The following is a 17,808-nucleotide window of genomic DNA, read 5'->3' on the forward strand; positions in this document are numbered from 1 at the left end:
TATCTAGTAGGGTATACTGAAAATGAGACACGAGATATGGAAGGCATGATCGTACAAACCAAGGGAGAGTGGCGAATACGATGACAACGAAGGTAACGGGACTGGAAGGGCTAAGCGAAAAAATTTTCCTCGACCGGTACGCCTGGAAAAAGGCCGATCCGCGGGAAGCGAGAACAGGCGACACGGTGCTTGTGCTGACGAAGGATGATCCCAAATTTCCGACCAAGGAAGTTGGAGAGATCATTGGCCGCAGCGGGACAAAAGCGACCGTACGCACGCGCAGCGGAGCAGTGGTGGAATCCGACGTAGAAAAGCTGACGCTTACAGCGGAGAAAACGCCGGAGGAAATGTGGAGCAGGCTCGCCAAGGCGATGAGCTCGGCGGAGCCGGATACCGAGCGCCGCAAGCTGTGGGAGGAGCGCTTCCGTTATATTTTGGAGGATTGGAAGCTTGTGCCTGGCGGACGCATCGCGGCCGGTGCGGGAGCGAGCGACGAGCTGACGCTGTTTAACTGTTACGTCATCCCATCGCCGCATGACAGCCGGGGCGGCATTATGCAAACGCTGGCTGAAATGACCGAAATTATGGCTCGCGGCGGCGGAGTCGGCATTAATCTGTCCTCGCTTCGTCCGCGCAGGTCTGTCGTTGCCGGAGTGAACGGCTCCTCCAGCGGCTCCGTCAGCTGGGGCGGACTGTTCAGCTACACAACCGGACTGATTGAGCAGGGCGGAAGCCGGCGCGGCGCGTTAATGCTCATGATTAACGACTGGCATCCCGATCTGCTGGACTTCATTACGGTGAAGCAAAAAATGGGCGAGGTCACAAACGCCAATCTGTCCGTATGCGTCAGCAACGGCTTCATGAAGGCCGTTAAAGAAGACGGCGAGTGGGAGCTGGTATTCCCGGACACGAAGGATCCGCTTTATGACGAGCACTGGAACGGCGATCTGTCCGCTTGGCGCAAGCTGGGAGGAACGGTGCAGCCATACCGTACCGTCAAGGCGCGCGAGGTGTGGGCGACCATCATGGAATCTGCCTGGAAATCGGCCGAGCCCGGCGTTGTGTTTATGGAGTACTACAATGACATGTCGAACAGCTGGTATTTTAACCCGATTATTTGTACCAATCCATGCGGCGAGCAAGGGCTGCCAGCCTGGGGCGTCTGCAACCTGTCGGCGATTAATCTGTCCAAGTTTTACGACGAAAGCCGTCATGACGTCGATTGGGAGGAGCTTGGCCGCGTAACGCGCTGGTCCGTCCGTTTCCTCGACAACGTCATCGATACGACGCCTTATCATTTTGCGGAAAACGAGAAAAACCAGAAAAACGAGCGCCGTGTCGGCCTCGGCTCGATGGGATTAGCGGAGCTGATGATCCGGCTTGGCATCCGTTACGGCAGCCCGGAATCGCTGGACTTCCTTGACCGGCTGTATGCGTTTATCGCCCGTGAATCTTATCTGGCTTCAGCGGAAATCGCGGCGGAGAAGGAATCATTCCCGGCGTTTGATGCGGAGCTTTACTTACAGAGCGGATTTATGAAAAATATGACGGAGCGCTTCCCGGAAGTCGGCGAGGCGGTGCGCGCCCAAGGCATCCGCAACGTCACCGTGCTGACGCAGGCTCCGACGGGCAGCACCGGCACCATGGTCGGCACCTCGACCGGCATCGAGCCGTATTTTGCCTTTGAATATTTCCGGCAAAGCCGTCTCGGCTTTGACAAACAGTTGGTGCCGATTGCGCAGGAATGGAAGGACGCGCATCCCGGCGAGGAGCTGCCGGAGCATTTTGTGACCGCGATGGATCTTTCGGCAGAGGATCATATCCGGGCGCAGGCGGCAATTCAGCGCTGGGTGGACAGCTCCATCTCCAAAACGGCGAACTGCCCGTCCGATTTCACTGTTGAAGAGACGACCCGTCTCTACGAGCTGGCCTATGATTTGGGCTGCAAAGGCGTTACGATTTACCGTGACGGCAGCCGGGACGTGCAGGTGCTGAGCACGGCGAAGGAAGAGAAAGCGGAGGACGCCAAGGGCGAGCCAGAGGGAGCGGGGATCGTTGAAGCTTCGGACGCAGGCGCGCAAGCGGCGGCAGCTTTTGGCGCGTCCGTAACGGCTGCTGCCGCAGGGGCATCAACGGCCGGCACAGCGATCTCGGCAAGCGCAGCGCAGCTGGACAAACCGGTCGCGTCCGCCGCAACGGGCAAAGTCATCGATAACGAATACAAGCGCCGTCCGCAAATTTTGCGCGGAGCGACCTATAAAATAAACACGCCGTTTGGCATGGCGTACATTACAATCAACGACCTGAACGGCACGCCGGGGGAAATCTTCCTTAACGTCGGCAAAGCCGGCTCCGACGTGTTTGCCATGGCGGAAGCGCTTGGACGCGTCTGCTCGCTGTTCCTTCGTTACGGCGATCACGGACAAAAGGTCGAGCTGCTGACCAAACATCTCAAAGGCATCGGCGGCTCCGGCGCAATCGGCTTTGGCGCAAACCGGGTCGAGTCGATTGCCGATGCCGTAGCTAAGGCTCTTGAGATGCATGTCAGCTATTCGCGGGAGGAAGCGGCGTCATACGCCAATGAAGCCGGGCTAGCGGCCGCTCAGGAAGCTCCAGCTTTGGCGGACGAGCCTGCATTGACTTATGGGAACGGCGGCGCAGTCGGTCTGTCCCAAGCAGATGGAGGCGGACACGCTTATACAGGCGCAACCGGCAGCGGCTCGCTCGATCTGTGTCCTTCTTGCGGCAGCGCGGCGCTGCTGAACGTGGAAGGCTGCAAAACCTGCGGCAACTGCGGGTACAGCAGATGCGGGTAAAAATGTTGTAAGTTGAATAGTATCTAAACAGGGCTGTCCATTAAGTCACACAGGTGACCGGGACTGCCCTGTTTCTATTTGTGAAGCTTGCCCCTAATATAGAGGTACCAAATCCAAAATAGAGCTATTTTTCCGGGTGTCCTGAAAAGGTATACTAATCCGGAAGCGCTTACAAAATTTCATGCGATCAATACGGTATTCCCCTCTATGCGAAAGCAGCTTGGTCAAAAGATTAACCTAAACTCCCCCACAGATGGAACACTCATCAAAATCATTCGAGCATACATCTCGAGCCAACGAGAGAAGGCGAGATGAACGATGCTTAGAGCCTGCCAATATCGTATTTTCCATCATTAGAGCACACAGCAAAAGGAATTGATTTACAGCAAATGACTAACGGAGGTGGTGTCTCGTCGACGCTTTGGATCATCATTCATATTAATTGGAGGGGAATGAAAATGGCTTATAAAATCATGCTCTCATTTGTGTTTTCTTTTATTTTAGTCCTGACTGGTTTTTCAGTAAAAACGGATGCGGAAGGCACAAGCAATGCCGATGATTTATTGCAGAGTATTATTAATGTTGCGCCTTCCATTTCGAACAATAAACTGATTTTACCCCCAGTTAATAACGCGAACTACAAGGTGTTATTAGCTGCGACGTCTAATGATTCGGTCATTGATCTGGACGGAACTATTTACGAGCCGCTGGAAGATATGAATGTAAAAATCATGTACAAAGTCGTTCATAAAACCAATCCGCAAGACGAAGCTTTCCTATCCGATAAAGATGTTACCGTTCAAGTTCCAGGGAAATTCAATCATGAAAATGGCGATAATGCACGGCCAAACGTTATTCCCGGAATTCGCGAATGGAAAGGACATGAGGGGAATTTCACTTTTTCTCCTACAAGCAAAATTAAAATTGAACAAGCAGAATTTCAGACTGCAGCTGAAACGATCGCTTTTTATATGAAAGAAATGCTTGGTGTGGAGGTAGCGATTGAAGTCGGAGCTCCCGTTGCAGGAGATATTTATCTGAAAAACTCCAATTCATCTGAACTGCGCAGCGAAGGATATTCTATTTCCATTAATGAAACGATCGAGATTGATGCCCCAACCGCTACAGGTCTGTTATACGGCGGAACAACTCTAACTCAAATTGCCTCGCAAAACAACAATCATACCATTCCTAAAGGCTTGCTTCGAGATTATCCTGCTTATGATGTAAGAGCGGTTATGATTGACGTCGCCCGGTTTTATATGCCTTTAGATTACCTGGAACAAATAGCGAAATACATGGCCTACTATAAAATAAATCGATTTCAAGTTCATATTAACGACGACGGCGGTGAACAAGCCTCCTCGCTCAGAGTGGAAAGCAAAAAATTCCCGCTGCTGAATTCCGGAAATAAACCAGGCGAGACCTACACTCAAGAAGCATACAGGCAATTCCAAAAAAACGTGAAGCCGTTAGGAATTGATGTCCTCACGGAAATCGATACTCCTGCTCATAGCGGATTTATCGCTTTGCATGACCCGTCAATCATGCTGGATGAATCCCATATCGATTTGGCGAATCCCAATGCAATCGCATTTGTGAAAGAAATGCTTAACGAATTTTTAGATGGCGATGACCCTGTATTCCAAAGCAATAATTTTCATATTGGTGCGGATGAATATCATAGAGCGCCTAAGTTTGCGAGTGATTTTTTAGTGTATCTAGATGAAATGATCCAATTTATTAATGATAAAGGTCTCCATCCCGTCATGTGGGCCTCTTTAGGCGGGGGAGGAATCGTCGGTGACATCCCTGTAGACAAACGAGTCAGCACCAACTACTGGGCCTATTCATGGGCTGATTTTCCTAAAATGATCAAGGACGGCTACAGCATTATTAACTCATCCCACGATCTCTATGTCGTGCCGGGAACAAGCACCGGATACGAAGATTTCCTGCCTTTGGAGCGTCTTTACAAGGATTGGGGAGTAAATACGTTAAGCGGTGGAACGAATGTTTCTCCGGCCCATCCTCTTCTGGAAGGCGGGTTAGCGGCTTTATGGAATGACCGCAAAGTGGGCATGTCTGAATTTGATCTGTTTACGAGATTCAAGGATCAGATCATGCTGATGAGCGAAAAAAACTGGTATGGCAGCGATAATAATGTCCCTGCTTTTGCTGAGTTTAAATCCAGAATATCAGCAATAGCAGATACAGCGCCAGGCGTTAATCCGGGGAGAGTTGTTCCGAGCGTTGATGAAACGGTTGCGGACTATACTTTCGACACAACAAACGATCCCGGTGCTGATCTTTCGCTAAACCATTACGATGCAGAAATCGTTGGTTTACAGTCAACAGTGGGAAGAAGCGGAAATGCGTTGGCGTTTGACGGAAGCGGCCACATGAGCTTGCCTTTTAATAGCATAGGGTTCCCTTATACGGTGAAATTTGATGTTTTAGTCGATGAAAACACAAAGGATAACGCGCTGTTATTTAATGGCGAGGACGGAAAAATGTTTTTAAATTATCAGGGAACATCTAAAATCGGTTACGAACGAAAAGGCTACCGATTTATATTTGATGCGGACATTGAAACGGGCCGATGGCAAAATGTAATGCTCACTAGCGATAAACGCGGGTTGAATTTGTATATTGACGGAATTTATGAAGGTACCGCAAGTTATTTGGAGGACAAATTCACAACACCGGAATCTTCAACGTTTATTTTACCGACTCAAAAAATCGGTGAGGATTTAATAGGCAAGATCGATCATTTCTCGATTACGAATACATTTATTTCCTATGATTCAATGACTGGAATAGACAACTTAGACTATCGGAATCTGGCGCTGAATAAACCAACTACAGTATCCGGCTTAGAGGTGGAAGGACGGTTTTTAGGCGCAAACGCAGTTGATGGAGATTCTGCCACAAGGGTTTCGTTAGAACGAAAAGACAACGCGTGGTTTTATGTAGATTTAGGAGCAGAGTACGATATGGACCGAATCGAAATTGATTTTCTTGAAAGACCTACTAAATACCAGATTTATATTTCGAGCGACTTGATGAACTGGGAAATGGTTCATGAAGATTTAAATGCTCAAGGCCGTTCAAAAGGAACGGATGTTGTTCAATTAAACAATAATAAAAAAGCAAGGTACATCAAATATCAGCAGCTCCAAATGTTTGTGTTAACGCCTGGCGACAACTATAGCGGGAATTTTTCCGAATTTAAAGTGTTTAGCTTTGCAGGATTAAACCACATCTACAGTTTATTGCAGGATGCGCGCGATTTATTGGATCAAACCGTTATTACAGAAGAAAACAGAAAATTAATGGAGCGCTTTTCCTTCAATGTCGACCTATTAGACAAAGCGATAACAAACAAAGACGTTGTTCACATGAGCTGGATATCTAAAAAAATGAACGAGCAAATAACCATTATCCAATCTGGAACCATTCCAGAAGGATTAAGCGATGTTGCAGAACTTACGGAGCTTATGAATTTCCCTGTTGACCGAAGTTTGTTTGATGAAGAGACATTAAAACGGTATGACGCAGCAATTCGCAAAGCGGAATTCGCAGTCGTCGATTTTACATCCGACCAGGATCGGATCCATTCGGTTTACTCCAAGCTGGCCCAAATAATGGAGAAGTTAACCGAAAATAAAATTGTAGTCTCTGCAAATAAACAGCCTTGGAAACCGGAATACGCCTGGCAAAACGCTGCAGACGGCGACTTAAATACGTTCACCTGGATCGGCTCTACCCAAAGCGCAGGCGATTACATCCAGCTAGAATTAAGATATCCGATGCAAGTCCATTCCGTAACGCTTGTTGCAAACAATACTTCGGACTTGTTAGGGAAATCGGATATTGAAGTATCTACGGATGGAACGACGTGGGTTAAAACGGGTGAGCTCGATAAAGTAAACGAGCAAACGGTCGAATTTGAAGAAGTGGAAGCGAAGTACATTCGTTTTACCGTAAAAGAAGATGCGGCGCATTGGACTCGAATGGATGAAATCATTCTAAATGATGCGGAACCTGCAGAGCTGGACCTGGAGAACTCAACCATTGTGGTCTCTACTTCAACGGTTGTGGCCGATGGCGTGTCCGTTGTTACGGCTTCGGTCTATTTACGGGATACGGACGGTCAGCTGGTGACAGACCGGAATCTGCACTTGCAAGTAGAAGGTGATGCGGACCGGAAATGGGCTGCCGTCACCGGTACGGACGGTGTTGCCAATTTTCAAGTATCCAGTTCAGCTGTAGAAGATATCACTGTGTATGTAACAGATGTGCTTACCGGATCCGAACTTCAACAACGGGCTAATCTATCTTTTGTAGCTGGAGATGCTGATGCCGACGCTTCCAGTATCGTTGTCACGTACGGTACTGCTGACGCAACGATTACAGTAACGGTGCAAGATGCATATCAGCATCAATTAAGCGGTTTAACCGTTTCGTTAATGGACGATGGTGCCGCAATAGAGCAGCAAATAACCGATGGAAGCGGAAAAGCCCTTTTTACTGTAGCAAAAACGGAAGGAACAAAGCGATACGAAGTGTATGTATCCATTAATGGGGAGGATCAGCTTCTTGGCGAAGCAGAGGTGAAATTTACGACTAGCCCTGTAGACATTTCTGCTTCCACCGTCGTTACAGATGCGCAAGCGCCAATTGTGGCGGACGGAACGACAAACGCAACCATTACGGTGACTGTAAAGGATCAAGAAGGTCAGCCCATGGCTAATCGCGAGATTGAGCTTGTAGAGGGCAGTACAAACCGCAGCTGGCGTGCGGCTACGGATACGAATGGGCAGGCGAAGTTTTTCGTTAACAGCACAGCGATAGCGATCCGTACCTATCATGCGTTTGATGTGGCGGAACAGAAGGAATTTCAGGGGACGGTAATGGTCACATATGTTGCAGGAGCAGCAAGCCGTTCGGCCTCAACGATTAAATTGATACCGAACGAGGTTAAAGCGGATGGAGCGAGCAAAGCGAAAATAACGGTGACGGTAAAGGACGATTACGGACATACGTTACCGGATTACCAAGTTTCGTTGCAAGCTTTAAACGGCCGTGCACAAGTGACAGGCGAAGTGACTGTAACAAATGCCGATGGTCAGGCTGAGTTTACCGCTGTAAATCAGTATGCGGAGAACGTGCAATTTGAAGCTGTCGTTTCAGGCATTAACACGAATATCGTATTGGAGCAAAAGGCGGAAGTGAAGTTTACAGCTGTTCCGCCAACAGCAACACCTACACCGACAGTAACGCCAACACCGACACCAACGCCGATGCCAACAGTGACGCCGACGCCGACGCCGACGCCGACGCCAACACCAACAGTGACGCCGACGCCAACACCAACGCCAAATGGGGACCAGCCGTTGTTTCAACCGGATATCATTGACACTGAAAAAGTATTCGCTCGTTTTCGTGCTCAGCTTGCGCTTGCAGCGGGTGAAGACGATGCCGCAACATTCACGGATTTGGCTGGCCACTGGGCGGCTAAGTCTATTGAAATAATCGCAAAATTAGGCGGTATTCGCGGATATGAGGACGGTACGGTTCGTGGCAATGGAACGATTACTCGCGGTGAATTCGCTTCTTTAATCGTGCAGTTGCTGCAGATTGAAAACACCGGAAAGGAACCGTGGTCGTTAAAGGATATCAATTCGCATTGGGCTGCCTCTTCCATTGCTGCATTAGCGGGACATGGCATCACGAACGGTTATGCCGACGGCACATTCCGACCGAATCAGACCATTACGAGAGAAGAAATGGTCACCATGCTGCTTCATTTGATTCCTGCAGGCAGTTTGCCAGAACAAAATACGGCTGCGTTTAAAGACTCAAATCAAGTCAGCGCATATGCTGCATCGTTTGTACAGTTAGCGTCGGGTGCGGGAATTGTAAACGGTTATCCGGACGGCACCTTCCGGCCTTACGGAAAAGTGACTCGCGCTGAAGCCGTTGTCATGGTGCTGAATCTATTAAAGTTAAATAGCGAAATGAATGAATTACTGCAATCGGCATTAACGGATGTAAAAGCAGAGTAACTTAAAACGCACCCCTTGGAGCGGGCATCGGCGATTCGATGACTTCCAGGGGTGCTTTTTTTGGCGAGATAATTGCTAGATATTGTACTTTACTGGGATAAAGAGTAAGATACGGATGGGATGAAAAGCATGAAGAGCGCGGCATCGAGACAACCCCAACTAAGTTAGCTCATATCGAAAGGGGAATGTTGATGAAAAAAGAATTGCCGATTATGATTCCTCCCGTTATCGGGTTATTGCATCATGCGCATCCTCTAGCGATTTTGTTGAATTACGATGAGTACAAGCCGGTATATCTTTGCAATTATATCCAACTTTATTCGCATTATAATCTCGTAAACGACGGATTTAAAATCGATTTTTATTCCTATGACGGAATTGGATCGTTTTATCCTTTCATGCAGCAATCCTTTACCATGCAGCGAACGGCGCTTAACGTAACCAATATCATTGATTTTATTGTCAGCCATATTGACAGCAATATTTATGTAGAAGCCTATACGGATGAAAACTACCTCTCCAATAAGCTTTCGTATAACTTGCAGCCGTTTGTCCATCAAAATCTGATTTATGGATATGATTTGGAGGCAAAAGAGTTATACGCAATCGGTTTTGATCAAAACCGGATGTTTGCCAAGCTTACCTTTCCATTTGACGAATTCATCGACTCCTATCTGCTCGGCGATCATGCTTGCGTCAGCCTGATTCGCAGCAATTTCGATAAAATTGGGAAAATGACGAATACGGATTTTATCTATAGCGCCTATAAAGAGTTTAATCTAAAACAGTTTATCCAGTACGCTCAAGACTATCTGGAATGCAAAACTTCCTTCGCCAGTCATCAATCCGCTGCACAGGTACGGTATGGCTTGGATGTCTATGACGATTACATGGAGAAGCTGCAGCATGAAGTACATATAAGAAGAGAAGTTAAACCGCTTCACATGCTTTGGGAGCATAAAAAATGCATGATTGAACGGATTCAGTATTTAGAAAGCTGCGGGTATTTGCCGGGCGATACGAACCTGGTGGCAGAATTCGAAAAAATGAAAACCGACTTGCTGATTTTACGAAATACTCTGGTCAAACGTCTAGTTAAAGACGCTGAAATAGATGTGCCTGATTTTTGTTTCAAATTAGGGGAGATCCGCTCGAAGGAGAAAGAGCTTTTTGAAGAGCTGCTGACCCTGCTTTCAAACAAGGAAAATGTTCTGGAACCATTGAGTTACTGAAAAGTCAAAAAAGAGCTCAACTTCCGCGCTGCTGCGGGAAGCGAGCTCTTTTTTTTGTGTAACTATGGTGAATTATCGTATGTGCTCATCTCTCCTGCACCCGAAAGCTTTTCCCATAAACACTTGGGGTTACGTTCATGTACTTGCGGAACTGCCGCGTAAAGTGGTTGTAATTCTGAAAGCCAGTCAGATGAGCCGCTTCGGCTGCGCTCCGGTTCATATGGGCGATCAGCAGCGCAGCCTGTTTGACCCTCATCCGGTTTAAAGCCTCGACAATTGATCCCCCTGTATTCTCTTTAAAAAGATGCGATAATCGCGATGCAGACAGCCCAACGGAACGGCTCAGCTCTTCGATGCGCACCGGCTCCTGCATCCGCTGGGCGAGCAGATGGAGTGTTTCTTCAATACGCGGATCCAATCCGCTCGTTTGCTGTTTGGCCAGCAGCATCAATATTTCCCGCAGCGCGCTTAAACATAACTCATGCCAATAAGCTCCGCGCTCTCTGGAATCGGAAATGATCCGTTGAAAAGCGGTTAAAATGCGGCTCCGCACGGCTTGCTGTTCGATTGTCCGGTTGCTGAGAGCTTCATTTGGAAGCAGGCCGGCATCCATATGCCCGCCAACAAAATGCGCCCAGACAAAATGCCAGCTCCCGCCCTTTGGCGTGCCGTAGCGATGCGGCGTTCCAGGCTTCAGCAGCGTGATATCGCCGGCTTTGACGCGCTGTTCCCGGCCATCGACCAAGAAGAATCCTTCGCCGTCCAGCGTAAATGTAATGAGCCAATCGCTCATTCCGTCTGGGCGGTTCGTTTCATAAGTATCGGACTCGTTAAAATGCCCGGCAATCACGACGCCGCTCGCCTGTTTATCAAAATTGGATGCACGGTCGAGCTCCATGAGAACCATCCTTTTTTCACCTTGAATTGGTACCTATAGCTTAGTTTAACAGGCTGCCCCACACAAGTGAGGATTCGCCAAGATAGCAGGATCGTATGAATAGTTAGCAGCATCCTTCCTTCTGTAAAGCGGCCTTGCAGCTTTATACTTGAGTTATTCCGCAGGATAGGGAGGGCTCACGAATGAGCTTTAATCTTCATGTGTTAACGGATGAGCAGAAGCGGCAGTTTGCCACGGAAGGTTATGTAATCGTCAAAAACCTGTTTACGGAAGAACAGCTGGTGGAGATGGATCAGACCTTTGAGGAAATTAGCCTAAAGGCCGTTCCTGGTTATTTTGAGCCAGAGCTCGATCAACAATCAAGCGATCCTTTGAAGCGATATCCTCGGGTCATGCACCCGCACCATTTTAATGAGACCGCGAGACGGTTTATGCTGCACCAGCCGGTGCTAGAGGTGCTGACCGATTTGTTTGAAGAGGAGCCGCTGGCGGCTCAAAGCATGTTCTATTACAAACCGCCGGGCGCACGCGGGCAAGCACTGCATCAGGACAATTTTTATTTAAAGGTCGAACCGGGCAATTGCATCGCTGCATGGACGGCGGTTGATGCGGCAGATGAGGAGAACGGCGGGCTGCTGGTCGTGCCCAAAACGAGCACTTACGATATCGTTTGCCCGGATGAATCGGATGCAAAGGAGTCCTTTACGACCCATTATGTGAAGCCGCCAAAGGATCGCAAGGCAGTTCCGGCCATAATGGAACGGGGCGACGTGCTCTTTTTCAACGGGAATCTGATTCACGGCTCCTATCGCAATAAAACGAAGGACCGGTTTCGCCGCTCCTTTATTTGCCACTATGCTAACGCCTCAGCTACCCGTATTGGATCGCATTACAACCCGCTGTATCGCGCGGATGGAACTACAATAGAGCTGGAGACCAATCCCGACGGAGGTCCTTGCGGAGTGGAGCATGAGTCGCCCTATGCGCACTAATCCAGAGCCTCGGCTAGAGGTGCTGATGTCCTGGTGGGGGATGACCGGGCTGGGCCAGGACAATGGAGGCGCTGAATGGAGCATGGAGGAAAAGGTTCGGCGCATCGCTGAAGCCGGTTTTGACGGTATTCACGGCGGGCTGCCGGATGATGAAGAAGCTGCTGACTGGAATCGTCTATTGGAGCAGTACGGACTTTCGTACAGCACTACCGCTCACCTGAGCTCGGCGGGGGAGCTGGATGAATATCTGCATAAAGCGAACTTATTTGGAAAGATTGATTTTGTTAATGTCCAGGTTTTAAAGCCGTTTTTGACCGGAGAGCCTGCTGTACAGATGCTGGGCGAGATGGCTGAGGTGTCACGCAAAGCAGGAATTCCGACGTTTATTGAGACGCATCGCGGAACGATTACGCAGGATTTGCTGCGGACGGCTGAGTATGTGCAGAGCCTTGCCAAGCTGGAATTGACGATAGATTTCTCCCATTATGTCGTTGCCGGAGAGATGGTCGGTGTTTCGGACGAAGCAGAGCTGCTGCTGCAGGAGCTGCTTACCCGGACGAGGAGCATTCATGCGCGCGTTTCCAACGGGGAGCAGATCCAGGTCGGCATTCCGTCAGACGTCAGCATCGCTGAAATTGAAACAGAAAGCAACGCAGATGAGCCGATGCTGAAGCATTTTCTGCGCTGGTGGCTTTGTGGGATGAGCAACTGGCGCCAAGCGGCGCAGGCAGGAGACGTGCTGCCGTTTGTGTGCGAGCTGGGTCCGCCGCTATATGCAATAACCGTGCGCGGTGAGGTCGGCGTGAAGCGGGAGCTGAGCGATCGCTGGACGCAGTCTCTGCTGTTTGCTAGATTGGCTCGGGAGTTATGGGCGAAGGTTAATAACGATAAACTGCTGCATCTCGCCGAAAAATAATAATTAGCCGTGATTTCGTTCCAAATGGAATGGGATCACGGCTATTTTCAGTGGATTTAAAGGTATGCAGGCATCCCCATGCTAGAGTCAGCTTTTAATCATGAGAAGATCTTGAAAAATAAACTCCTGAATTTGATGAACGAGGTTAACTGCTTGTTTGTCTTTACCGTTTTTTAAAGTCCAGCGTATCATTACCATGGAATTGGCAGCATACATCCGGGCTAGATAGTCAAGCGATGTCTCTTGCGACGCGCTTTCCTTTTCCAGAAAGGATAAACAAGTTTGATATAAAATACTCTCTAATTCCACCTGAAAATCCGCCGAAGATATATGTACGTCTAATAATGCGGAAATTACCGCCTTATCCTCTGTTATTTGATCCAAAATCTTTTCGAACACTCCATTGACATTGCCTTGTTTAATGGATTGAAAACGCATCATAGCTCCCGTTTTGAACGAGTCGGCGTGCTGCCTGACGAGTTTCTCCAGCAGATCGTATTTATCGATATAATGGCTGTAAAAAGTGGATTTACTAGTTAATGAAAAGGCGCAAATTTCTTTAACTGTGATGCAGATGAAATCCTTTTCACCCAATAAATGGATAAATGCGTCAGCAATATTTTTTTTTGTTTTGTATACCCGAACATCTTCTTTCATGCAATCAATTCCTTTCAAAACGTTGCTTTTCGAACGTATTGCATTCAATCGTTTGAAATCGTACTTAAAGAGATCTTTTGCAGGTTGTTGAGTGAATCCCCTCGAGTTACCATTGCTTTGTATTAACTATGAGGAGGGATTGTATGTTTAAACAATTTGTTGCCGATGAACAATTTAACTTTCAAATTAACCGGTTTGTGAGTGATTATTATCTGGATGACGAGCGGGTAAACAGCGATTTGCAAGGCATAGTGCCAAGATTGACGGACATGGATAACTGGCATAAAGCCTGGTTGGAATATGCGGTCATGCGAGAAGAACGTCAGGATTATGATATAGCATCCGTCTATTACGAGGCTGCCGAATTTTACATGAATGAGTCGGATCCAGTCAAAGAGAAAATTTATCAAAAATATCATGAGACATTTTATAAAGGGTTTAATGATTTTGAATATGAGTCCTACCAAATCCCGTATGAACATTCCTATATGCCAGCGATTAAGCTGGTAACTCCTGGCGCCAAGAAAACCTTGATCGTATTTGGCGGATATGATTCGTATTTGGAAGAAATGGTCAAGATGATGAAGTTTTTAAAAGGCATTGATTATAATATTATTGTTTTTGACGGTCCAGGGCAAGGCAACGCGCTTAAAAATGGTTTGAAGTTCATTCATAACTGGGAAAAGCCTGTTTCAATCGTTATTGATTTTTTTAAGCTCGACCGCGTTAGCCTGATGGGATGTTCATGGGGCGGTTACTTTTCGATGAGAGCTGCCGCTTTTGAAAAACGTATCGATAAAGCGATTGCTTTTAATATTTTCTACTGCGGTTTGGATGCGCTCCGGATTCGGATGCCTGAAGATATCTGGAACAAGCTGAGCGCGCTTTTAGATGCCAATAAGGCGGATCAGGTTAACGCCATGATTGAAAGCATGATGAAGCAAAGCGTCGATTTAAGTTGGAAAATGAAAAAAGGAATGGAAAATACCGGAGAGAAAACACCGTTTAATTTACTGAAATCTTTAAGTAAACATACAATGGAAGGGATCGGCCCGTTGATCAACCAGGATGTGTTGCTGACGGCCGGAGAGGATGACCAGTATGTGCCGATCAGCCGTCTGCCGCAAATTGAAAAAGAATTAATCAACGCGGGATCTATCACGACGAAGGTATACACCAAAGAAACGGGCGGAGAGCAGCATTGTCAGGTCGGATATCGCGAGTTGGTTTTTAACGATATAATTAACTTTTTAAAAGCATAACGCTAGGTTCTCCTCGTGCATAAAAAAGCGGCCTTAATTAAATTATCCCCTCCAGGCAGACTTCGTGTAAAAGCGAATAAAGTCTACTTGGAGGGGATTTTTGGTGAAAGCTTATTGGCTTTAAATGGTCGTTCCAGTCGCCGCGCTGCCGTTAAAAGTCACCGGACCGGTTAATGTTGGTGTCCCTCTAGGAAGGCTGATAAACATCGTATAGCGAATTTGTCCTTCCATGACGACATCTGCGGGAGGGAAGTCGCCCGCAACAACAGCTAGCGGGCTGAATGCCGGTTCTCCTATCAAGATGAAATTCTCCTCGAATATTACGGTGCCGGAACCAAACGTATCCGTCCCATTTCGTTCAATTCTAATCGTAAAGTTCAAACTGAGTTCCATAGGTCCTTCAATTTCTCTAATTCCTATCATTCCAGTCAGAGACACTCGAACACTTGTCAGATGCTCAGGCACAAGTTGAGCCGCTGCTACCTGAAGCCCAATATCTCCAATTAATAACGGGGTATTCGAGAGGAGCTCGGTGCCGCTGCTATCAATGAGTAAAGTAGACAAGCGCTCATCTAAAAATTGTATGGCCATTTCTATCACCTCCTATTTTGGTAACATAATATATGAGGGTATTGATAGATTGGTGCCAGACGTTTTCTAATAACGAAGATTAACCTGTGCCAAGACCGGAACCGTTTCCTTTTTTGAATCATTTTTATGGGGCTGCAAGTTGTGCTCCTAAGTTTTCATGTATAAAATATACAGTATATTCATTATCTCCTTTGAAACAGGTGAGCACTTCATGATCGTCATTGACCGGGACCTGGTGTCCGAATTATTGTCCATGGAAGCCTGTATCGGACTGATGGAAGAGGCGCTAAAGGATTTATCAGCCGGGCAAGCCGAGCAGCAGCTGAGATCTGTCGTCCCCGTCCGCGATGGCGGATTAATGGGACTGATGCCGGCATATCTAGTTCGGGAAAATATCGTCGGAGCAAAGCTGATCAGCGTGTTTCCCCATAACCACAGTGCCGGACTTCCGTCGCATCAGGGCGTGATCGCTTTATTCGATGCCGGGAACGGCGAAATGAAAGCTGTCGTTGATGCCCGTCAGGTGACTGCGATTCGCACCGCTGCTGTCAGCGCAGCCGCAACGAAGCTGCTAGCCAAGGCGGACTCGCGCTCCTTGGCGCTCATCGGCACAGGCGAGCAGGCGCGCAGCCATCTGGAAGCGATTCTTCATGTGCGCCCGATTGAACGCGTCAGCTTTTGGAGCCGAAACAGCGAGCATGCCCGAACCTTTCAATCCGAAATGAGCGCCAAGTACGGCAAGCGGCTCACGGTTACCGCCTCAGAGACAGCCGAGCAGGCCGTGCAAAGCGCCGATATCATCTGCACAATTACCTCTTCCACAACGCCTGTATTGCAATCGGAGTGGATTGCCGATGGAGCACATATCAATGCGGTCGGCGCCTGTAGGCCGAATGACCGCGAGCTGGCGACGGGAATCGTCCAGCGGTCAAGCCTCTATGTGGATCGCCGGGAATCCGCTGAAAATGAAGCCGGAGACTACCTGATTCCACTTAACGAAGGTGCGTTTGGCAGCAATCATATTGTCGGTGAGCTTGGCGAAGCGCTGCTCGGACGCATTCCAGGAAGAATCTCGGAGCAACAGCTGACGCTGTTTAAATCGCTCGGACTTGCAGTAGAGGATTTGGCAGCCGCAGCGTATGTGTACAGCCAGGCCAATCAGCAAGGCAAAGGCGTTACAATTGCCATCTAGGAGAGTGACCGGACAGCATGAGCGATGAATCCAATGTGTATGATTTTCAATTATCACCGGAGCAAGAACAAAGAGCGCGCGATATTCACGAACACAGCATTGTGATCGACCTGCTATTTCAAGGGCCGCTCTCGCCAACGGTCGTTCCTGCGGAAGTTTCTCGTCAAATACGCGAGGAATGCGAGCCGCTAATGGACGACCCGATGGCTTACAGCGCCCATCCGGCAAAGAGGCTTCGCGGCATGTCAGTGCGCGGCGAGCTGGCGGAATTCAAGGACGAATGGTACCGCTCCGGCATTACGGCAGGCAACCGCGAGCTGGACTTATCCGACGTCAACGGAATTATGACGAGCATGGGCGAGGTGCAGGAGCAGTTCGACCGGGTCGATTGGCTCGTTAAAGCTTTAACTGCCGCCGATATCCGAGCTGCCAAGACGAAGGGCCTCAAAGCCGGCATCGTGACGGCGCAAGACCCGGCCGGACTTGGCAAAAACCTCGACTTGCTTGAGGCGCTGCATGGATTTGGCTTGCGCGTGCTGCAGCTTACTTACAATAATCAGAACGCCATCGCCTCGGGCTGCATGGAGCTGGCGAACGGCGGCGTTTCCAACTTCGGAATGAGCTTTATTCGCAAGCTGAACGAGCTTGGCATTGTTGTTGATACGAGCCATTGCGGCAAACAAACGACGCTGGACGCCTGCCGCCTCTCAGACAAGCCGGTGATTGCTTCCCATACGGGAGCGGAGGCGATTTACCCGCACCGCCGCTGCAAAAGCGACGAGGAGCTGCAAGCGATTGCCGCTACCGGCGGCGTAATCGGCGTATTTGCGATGCCTTGGTTCGTACACGAAGACCCGCAAGCCACGTCAATCGATCATGTGCTTGATCATATTGATTATATGGTGAAGCTGGTCGGAGCGGATCATGTCGGGATTGGCACCGACTGGCCGATGAGCGACGTCGATTGGTCGCTCGTTTATTTTAAGGAGCATATCGCGCCAAAGCTTGGTTTTGCCAAAGGAGACGGGCCTTCCACGGAGCTGATTCACGGCTTTGAGCAGTACGGCTTGTTCATCAATTTTACCCGGGGGCTTGTCGCGCGGGGCTACAGCAATGAAGAGGTCAGCAAAATCATCGGCGGCAACTGGCTGCGCGTATTCCAACAAGTATGGGGGAGCTAG

At 48.7% G+C, this 17,808-nt stretch carries 11 protein-coding genes; 8 read left to right on the forward strand and 3 right to left on the reverse strand.

Features of this window, described 5'->3' with window-relative positions:
• The first annotated feature begins 80 nt into the window (after positions 1–80).
• From M3223_RS07505 to M3223_RS07515, 3 genes are all read left to right on the forward strand, one after another.
• Positions 81–2,816, forward strand: coding sequence for an adenosylcobalamin-dependent ribonucleoside-diphosphate reductase (locus M3223_RS07505; protein WP_251560611.1), 2,736 nt, complete (start codon positions 81–83; stop codon positions 2,814–2,816).
• Positions 2,817–3,274: 458 nt separating this feature from the next.
• Positions 3,275–8,887 carry an S-layer homology domain-containing protein gene (locus M3223_RS07510; protein ID WP_251560613.1) on the forward strand — a complete coding sequence of 1,871 codons (5,613 nt, stop codon included), beginning with the start codon at positions 3,275–3,277 and terminating at the stop codon, positions 8,885–8,887.
• Between the two features lie 191 nt (positions 8,888–9,078).
• Positions 9,079–10,119: a hypothetical protein gene (locus M3223_RS07515; protein WP_251560614.1), complete on the forward strand. Its 1,041-nt coding sequence runs from the start codon at positions 9,079–9,081 to the stop codon at positions 10,117–10,119.
• 85 nt (positions 10,120–10,204) lie between these two features.
• Here the strand turns inward: M3223_RS07515 and M3223_RS07520 are convergent, their stop codons facing one another.
• Positions 10,205–11,017 (reverse strand): helix-turn-helix domain-containing protein, encoded by an 813-nt coding sequence (locus M3223_RS07520; protein ID WP_251560616.1) that lies wholly within the window; start codon positions 11,015–11,017, stop codon positions 10,205–10,207.
• 182 nt (positions 11,018–11,199) lie between these two features.
• Here M3223_RS07520 and M3223_RS07525 point away from each other — a divergent pair, with 182 nt between their 5' ends.
• Together M3223_RS07525 and M3223_RS07530 are read left to right on the forward strand one after the other, a co-directional pair.
• Entirely contained in the window at positions 11,200–12,009 is an 810-nt protein-coding gene (locus M3223_RS07525; RefSeq protein WP_251560617.1) for a phytanoyl-CoA dioxygenase family protein, read from the forward strand.
• On the forward strand, positions 11,999–12,925 hold the full coding sequence (locus tag M3223_RS07530) for a sugar phosphate isomerase/epimerase family protein (protein WP_251560619.1): 927 nt from the start codon (positions 11,999–12,001) through the stop codon (positions 12,923–12,925). Before M3223_RS07525 ends, M3223_RS07530 begins: the two co-directional genes overlap by 11 nt.
• 87 nt (positions 12,926–13,012) lie before the next feature.
• Here the strand turns inward: M3223_RS07530 and M3223_RS07535 are convergent, their stop codons facing one another.
• On the reverse strand, positions 13,013–13,582 hold the full coding sequence (locus M3223_RS07535; protein WP_251560621.1) for a TetR/AcrR family transcriptional regulator: 570 nt from the start codon (positions 13,580–13,582) through the stop codon (positions 13,013–13,015).
• A gap of 143 nt (positions 13,583–13,725) precedes the next feature.
• Between M3223_RS07535 and M3223_RS07540 the strand changes: the two genes are divergently transcribed.
• Complete coding sequence (locus M3223_RS07540) at positions 13,726–14,844, forward strand: alpha/beta fold hydrolase (RefSeq protein WP_251560623.1); 1,119 nt, start codon at positions 13,726–13,728, stop codon at positions 14,842–14,844.
• A 120-nt stretch (positions 14,845–14,964) separates the two neighbouring features.
• Here the strand turns inward: M3223_RS07540 and M3223_RS07545 are convergent, their stop codons facing one another.
• Positions 14,965–15,435, reverse strand: coding sequence for a hypothetical protein (locus tag M3223_RS07545; RefSeq protein ID WP_251560625.1), 471 nt, complete (start codon positions 15,433–15,435; stop codon positions 14,965–14,967).
• Between the two features lie 211 nt (positions 15,436–15,646).
• Here M3223_RS07545 and M3223_RS07550 point away from each other — a divergent pair, with 211 nt between their 5' ends.
• Entirely contained in the window at positions 15,647–16,627 is a 981-nt protein-coding gene (locus tag M3223_RS07550) for an ornithine cyclodeaminase family protein (protein WP_251560627.1), read from the forward strand.
• Positions 16,628–16,644: 17 nt separating this feature from the next.
• Positions 16,645–17,808, forward strand: a complete 1,164-nt coding sequence (locus M3223_RS07555; protein WP_251560629.1) for a dipeptidase — start codon at positions 16,645–16,647, stop codon at positions 17,806–17,808.

The organism is Paenibacillus pasadenensis (assembly GCF_023715725.1).
GTDB classification, from domain to species: domain Bacteria; phylum Bacillota; class Bacilli; order Paenibacillales; family Paenibacillaceae; genus Paenibacillus_O; species Paenibacillus_O pasadenensis_A.

What these genes read in the sequence shown, in the direction of transcription:
- M3223_RS07520 (WP_251560616.1), bottom strand. Translation starts at nt 11,017, where the DNA reads ATGGAGCTCGACCGTGCATCCAATTTTGATAAACAGGCGAGCGGCGTC.
- M3223_RS07555 (WP_251560629.1), top strand. Translation starts at nt 16,645, where the DNA reads ATGAGCGATGAATCCAATGTGTATGATTTTCAATTATCACCGGAGCAA.
- M3223_RS07505 (WP_251560611.1), top strand. Translation starts at nt 81, where the DNA reads ATGACAACGAAGGTAACGGGACTGGAAGGGCTAAGCGAAAAAATTTTC.
- M3223_RS07535 (WP_251560621.1), bottom strand. Translation starts at nt 13,582, where the DNA reads ATGAAAGAAGATGTTCGGGTATACAAAACAAAAAAAAATATTGCTGAC.
- M3223_RS07515 (WP_251560614.1), top strand. Translation starts at nt 9,079, where the DNA reads ATGAAAAAAGAATTGCCGATTATGATTCCTCCCGTTATCGGGTTATTG.
- M3223_RS07550 (WP_251560627.1), top strand. Translation starts at nt 15,647, where the DNA reads ATGATCGTCATTGACCGGGACCTGGTGTCCGAATTATTGTCCATGGAA.
- M3223_RS07530 (WP_251560619.1), top strand. Translation starts at nt 11,999, where the DNA reads ATGCGCACTAATCCAGAGCCTCGGCTAGAGGTGCTGATGTCCTGGTGG.
- M3223_RS07545 (WP_251560625.1), bottom strand. Translation starts at nt 15,435, where the DNA reads ATGGCCATACAATTTTTAGATGAGCGCTTGTCTACTTTACTCATTGAT.
- M3223_RS07525 (WP_251560617.1), top strand. Translation starts at nt 11,200, where the DNA reads ATGAGCTTTAATCTTCATGTGTTAACGGATGAGCAGAAGCGGCAGTTT.
- M3223_RS07510 (WP_251560613.1), top strand. Translation starts at nt 3,275, where the DNA reads ATGGCTTATAAAATCATGCTCTCATTTGTGTTTTCTTTTATTTTAGTC.
- M3223_RS07540 (WP_251560623.1), top strand. Translation starts at nt 13,726, where the DNA reads ATGTTTAAACAATTTGTTGCCGATGAACAATTTAACTTTCAAATTAAC.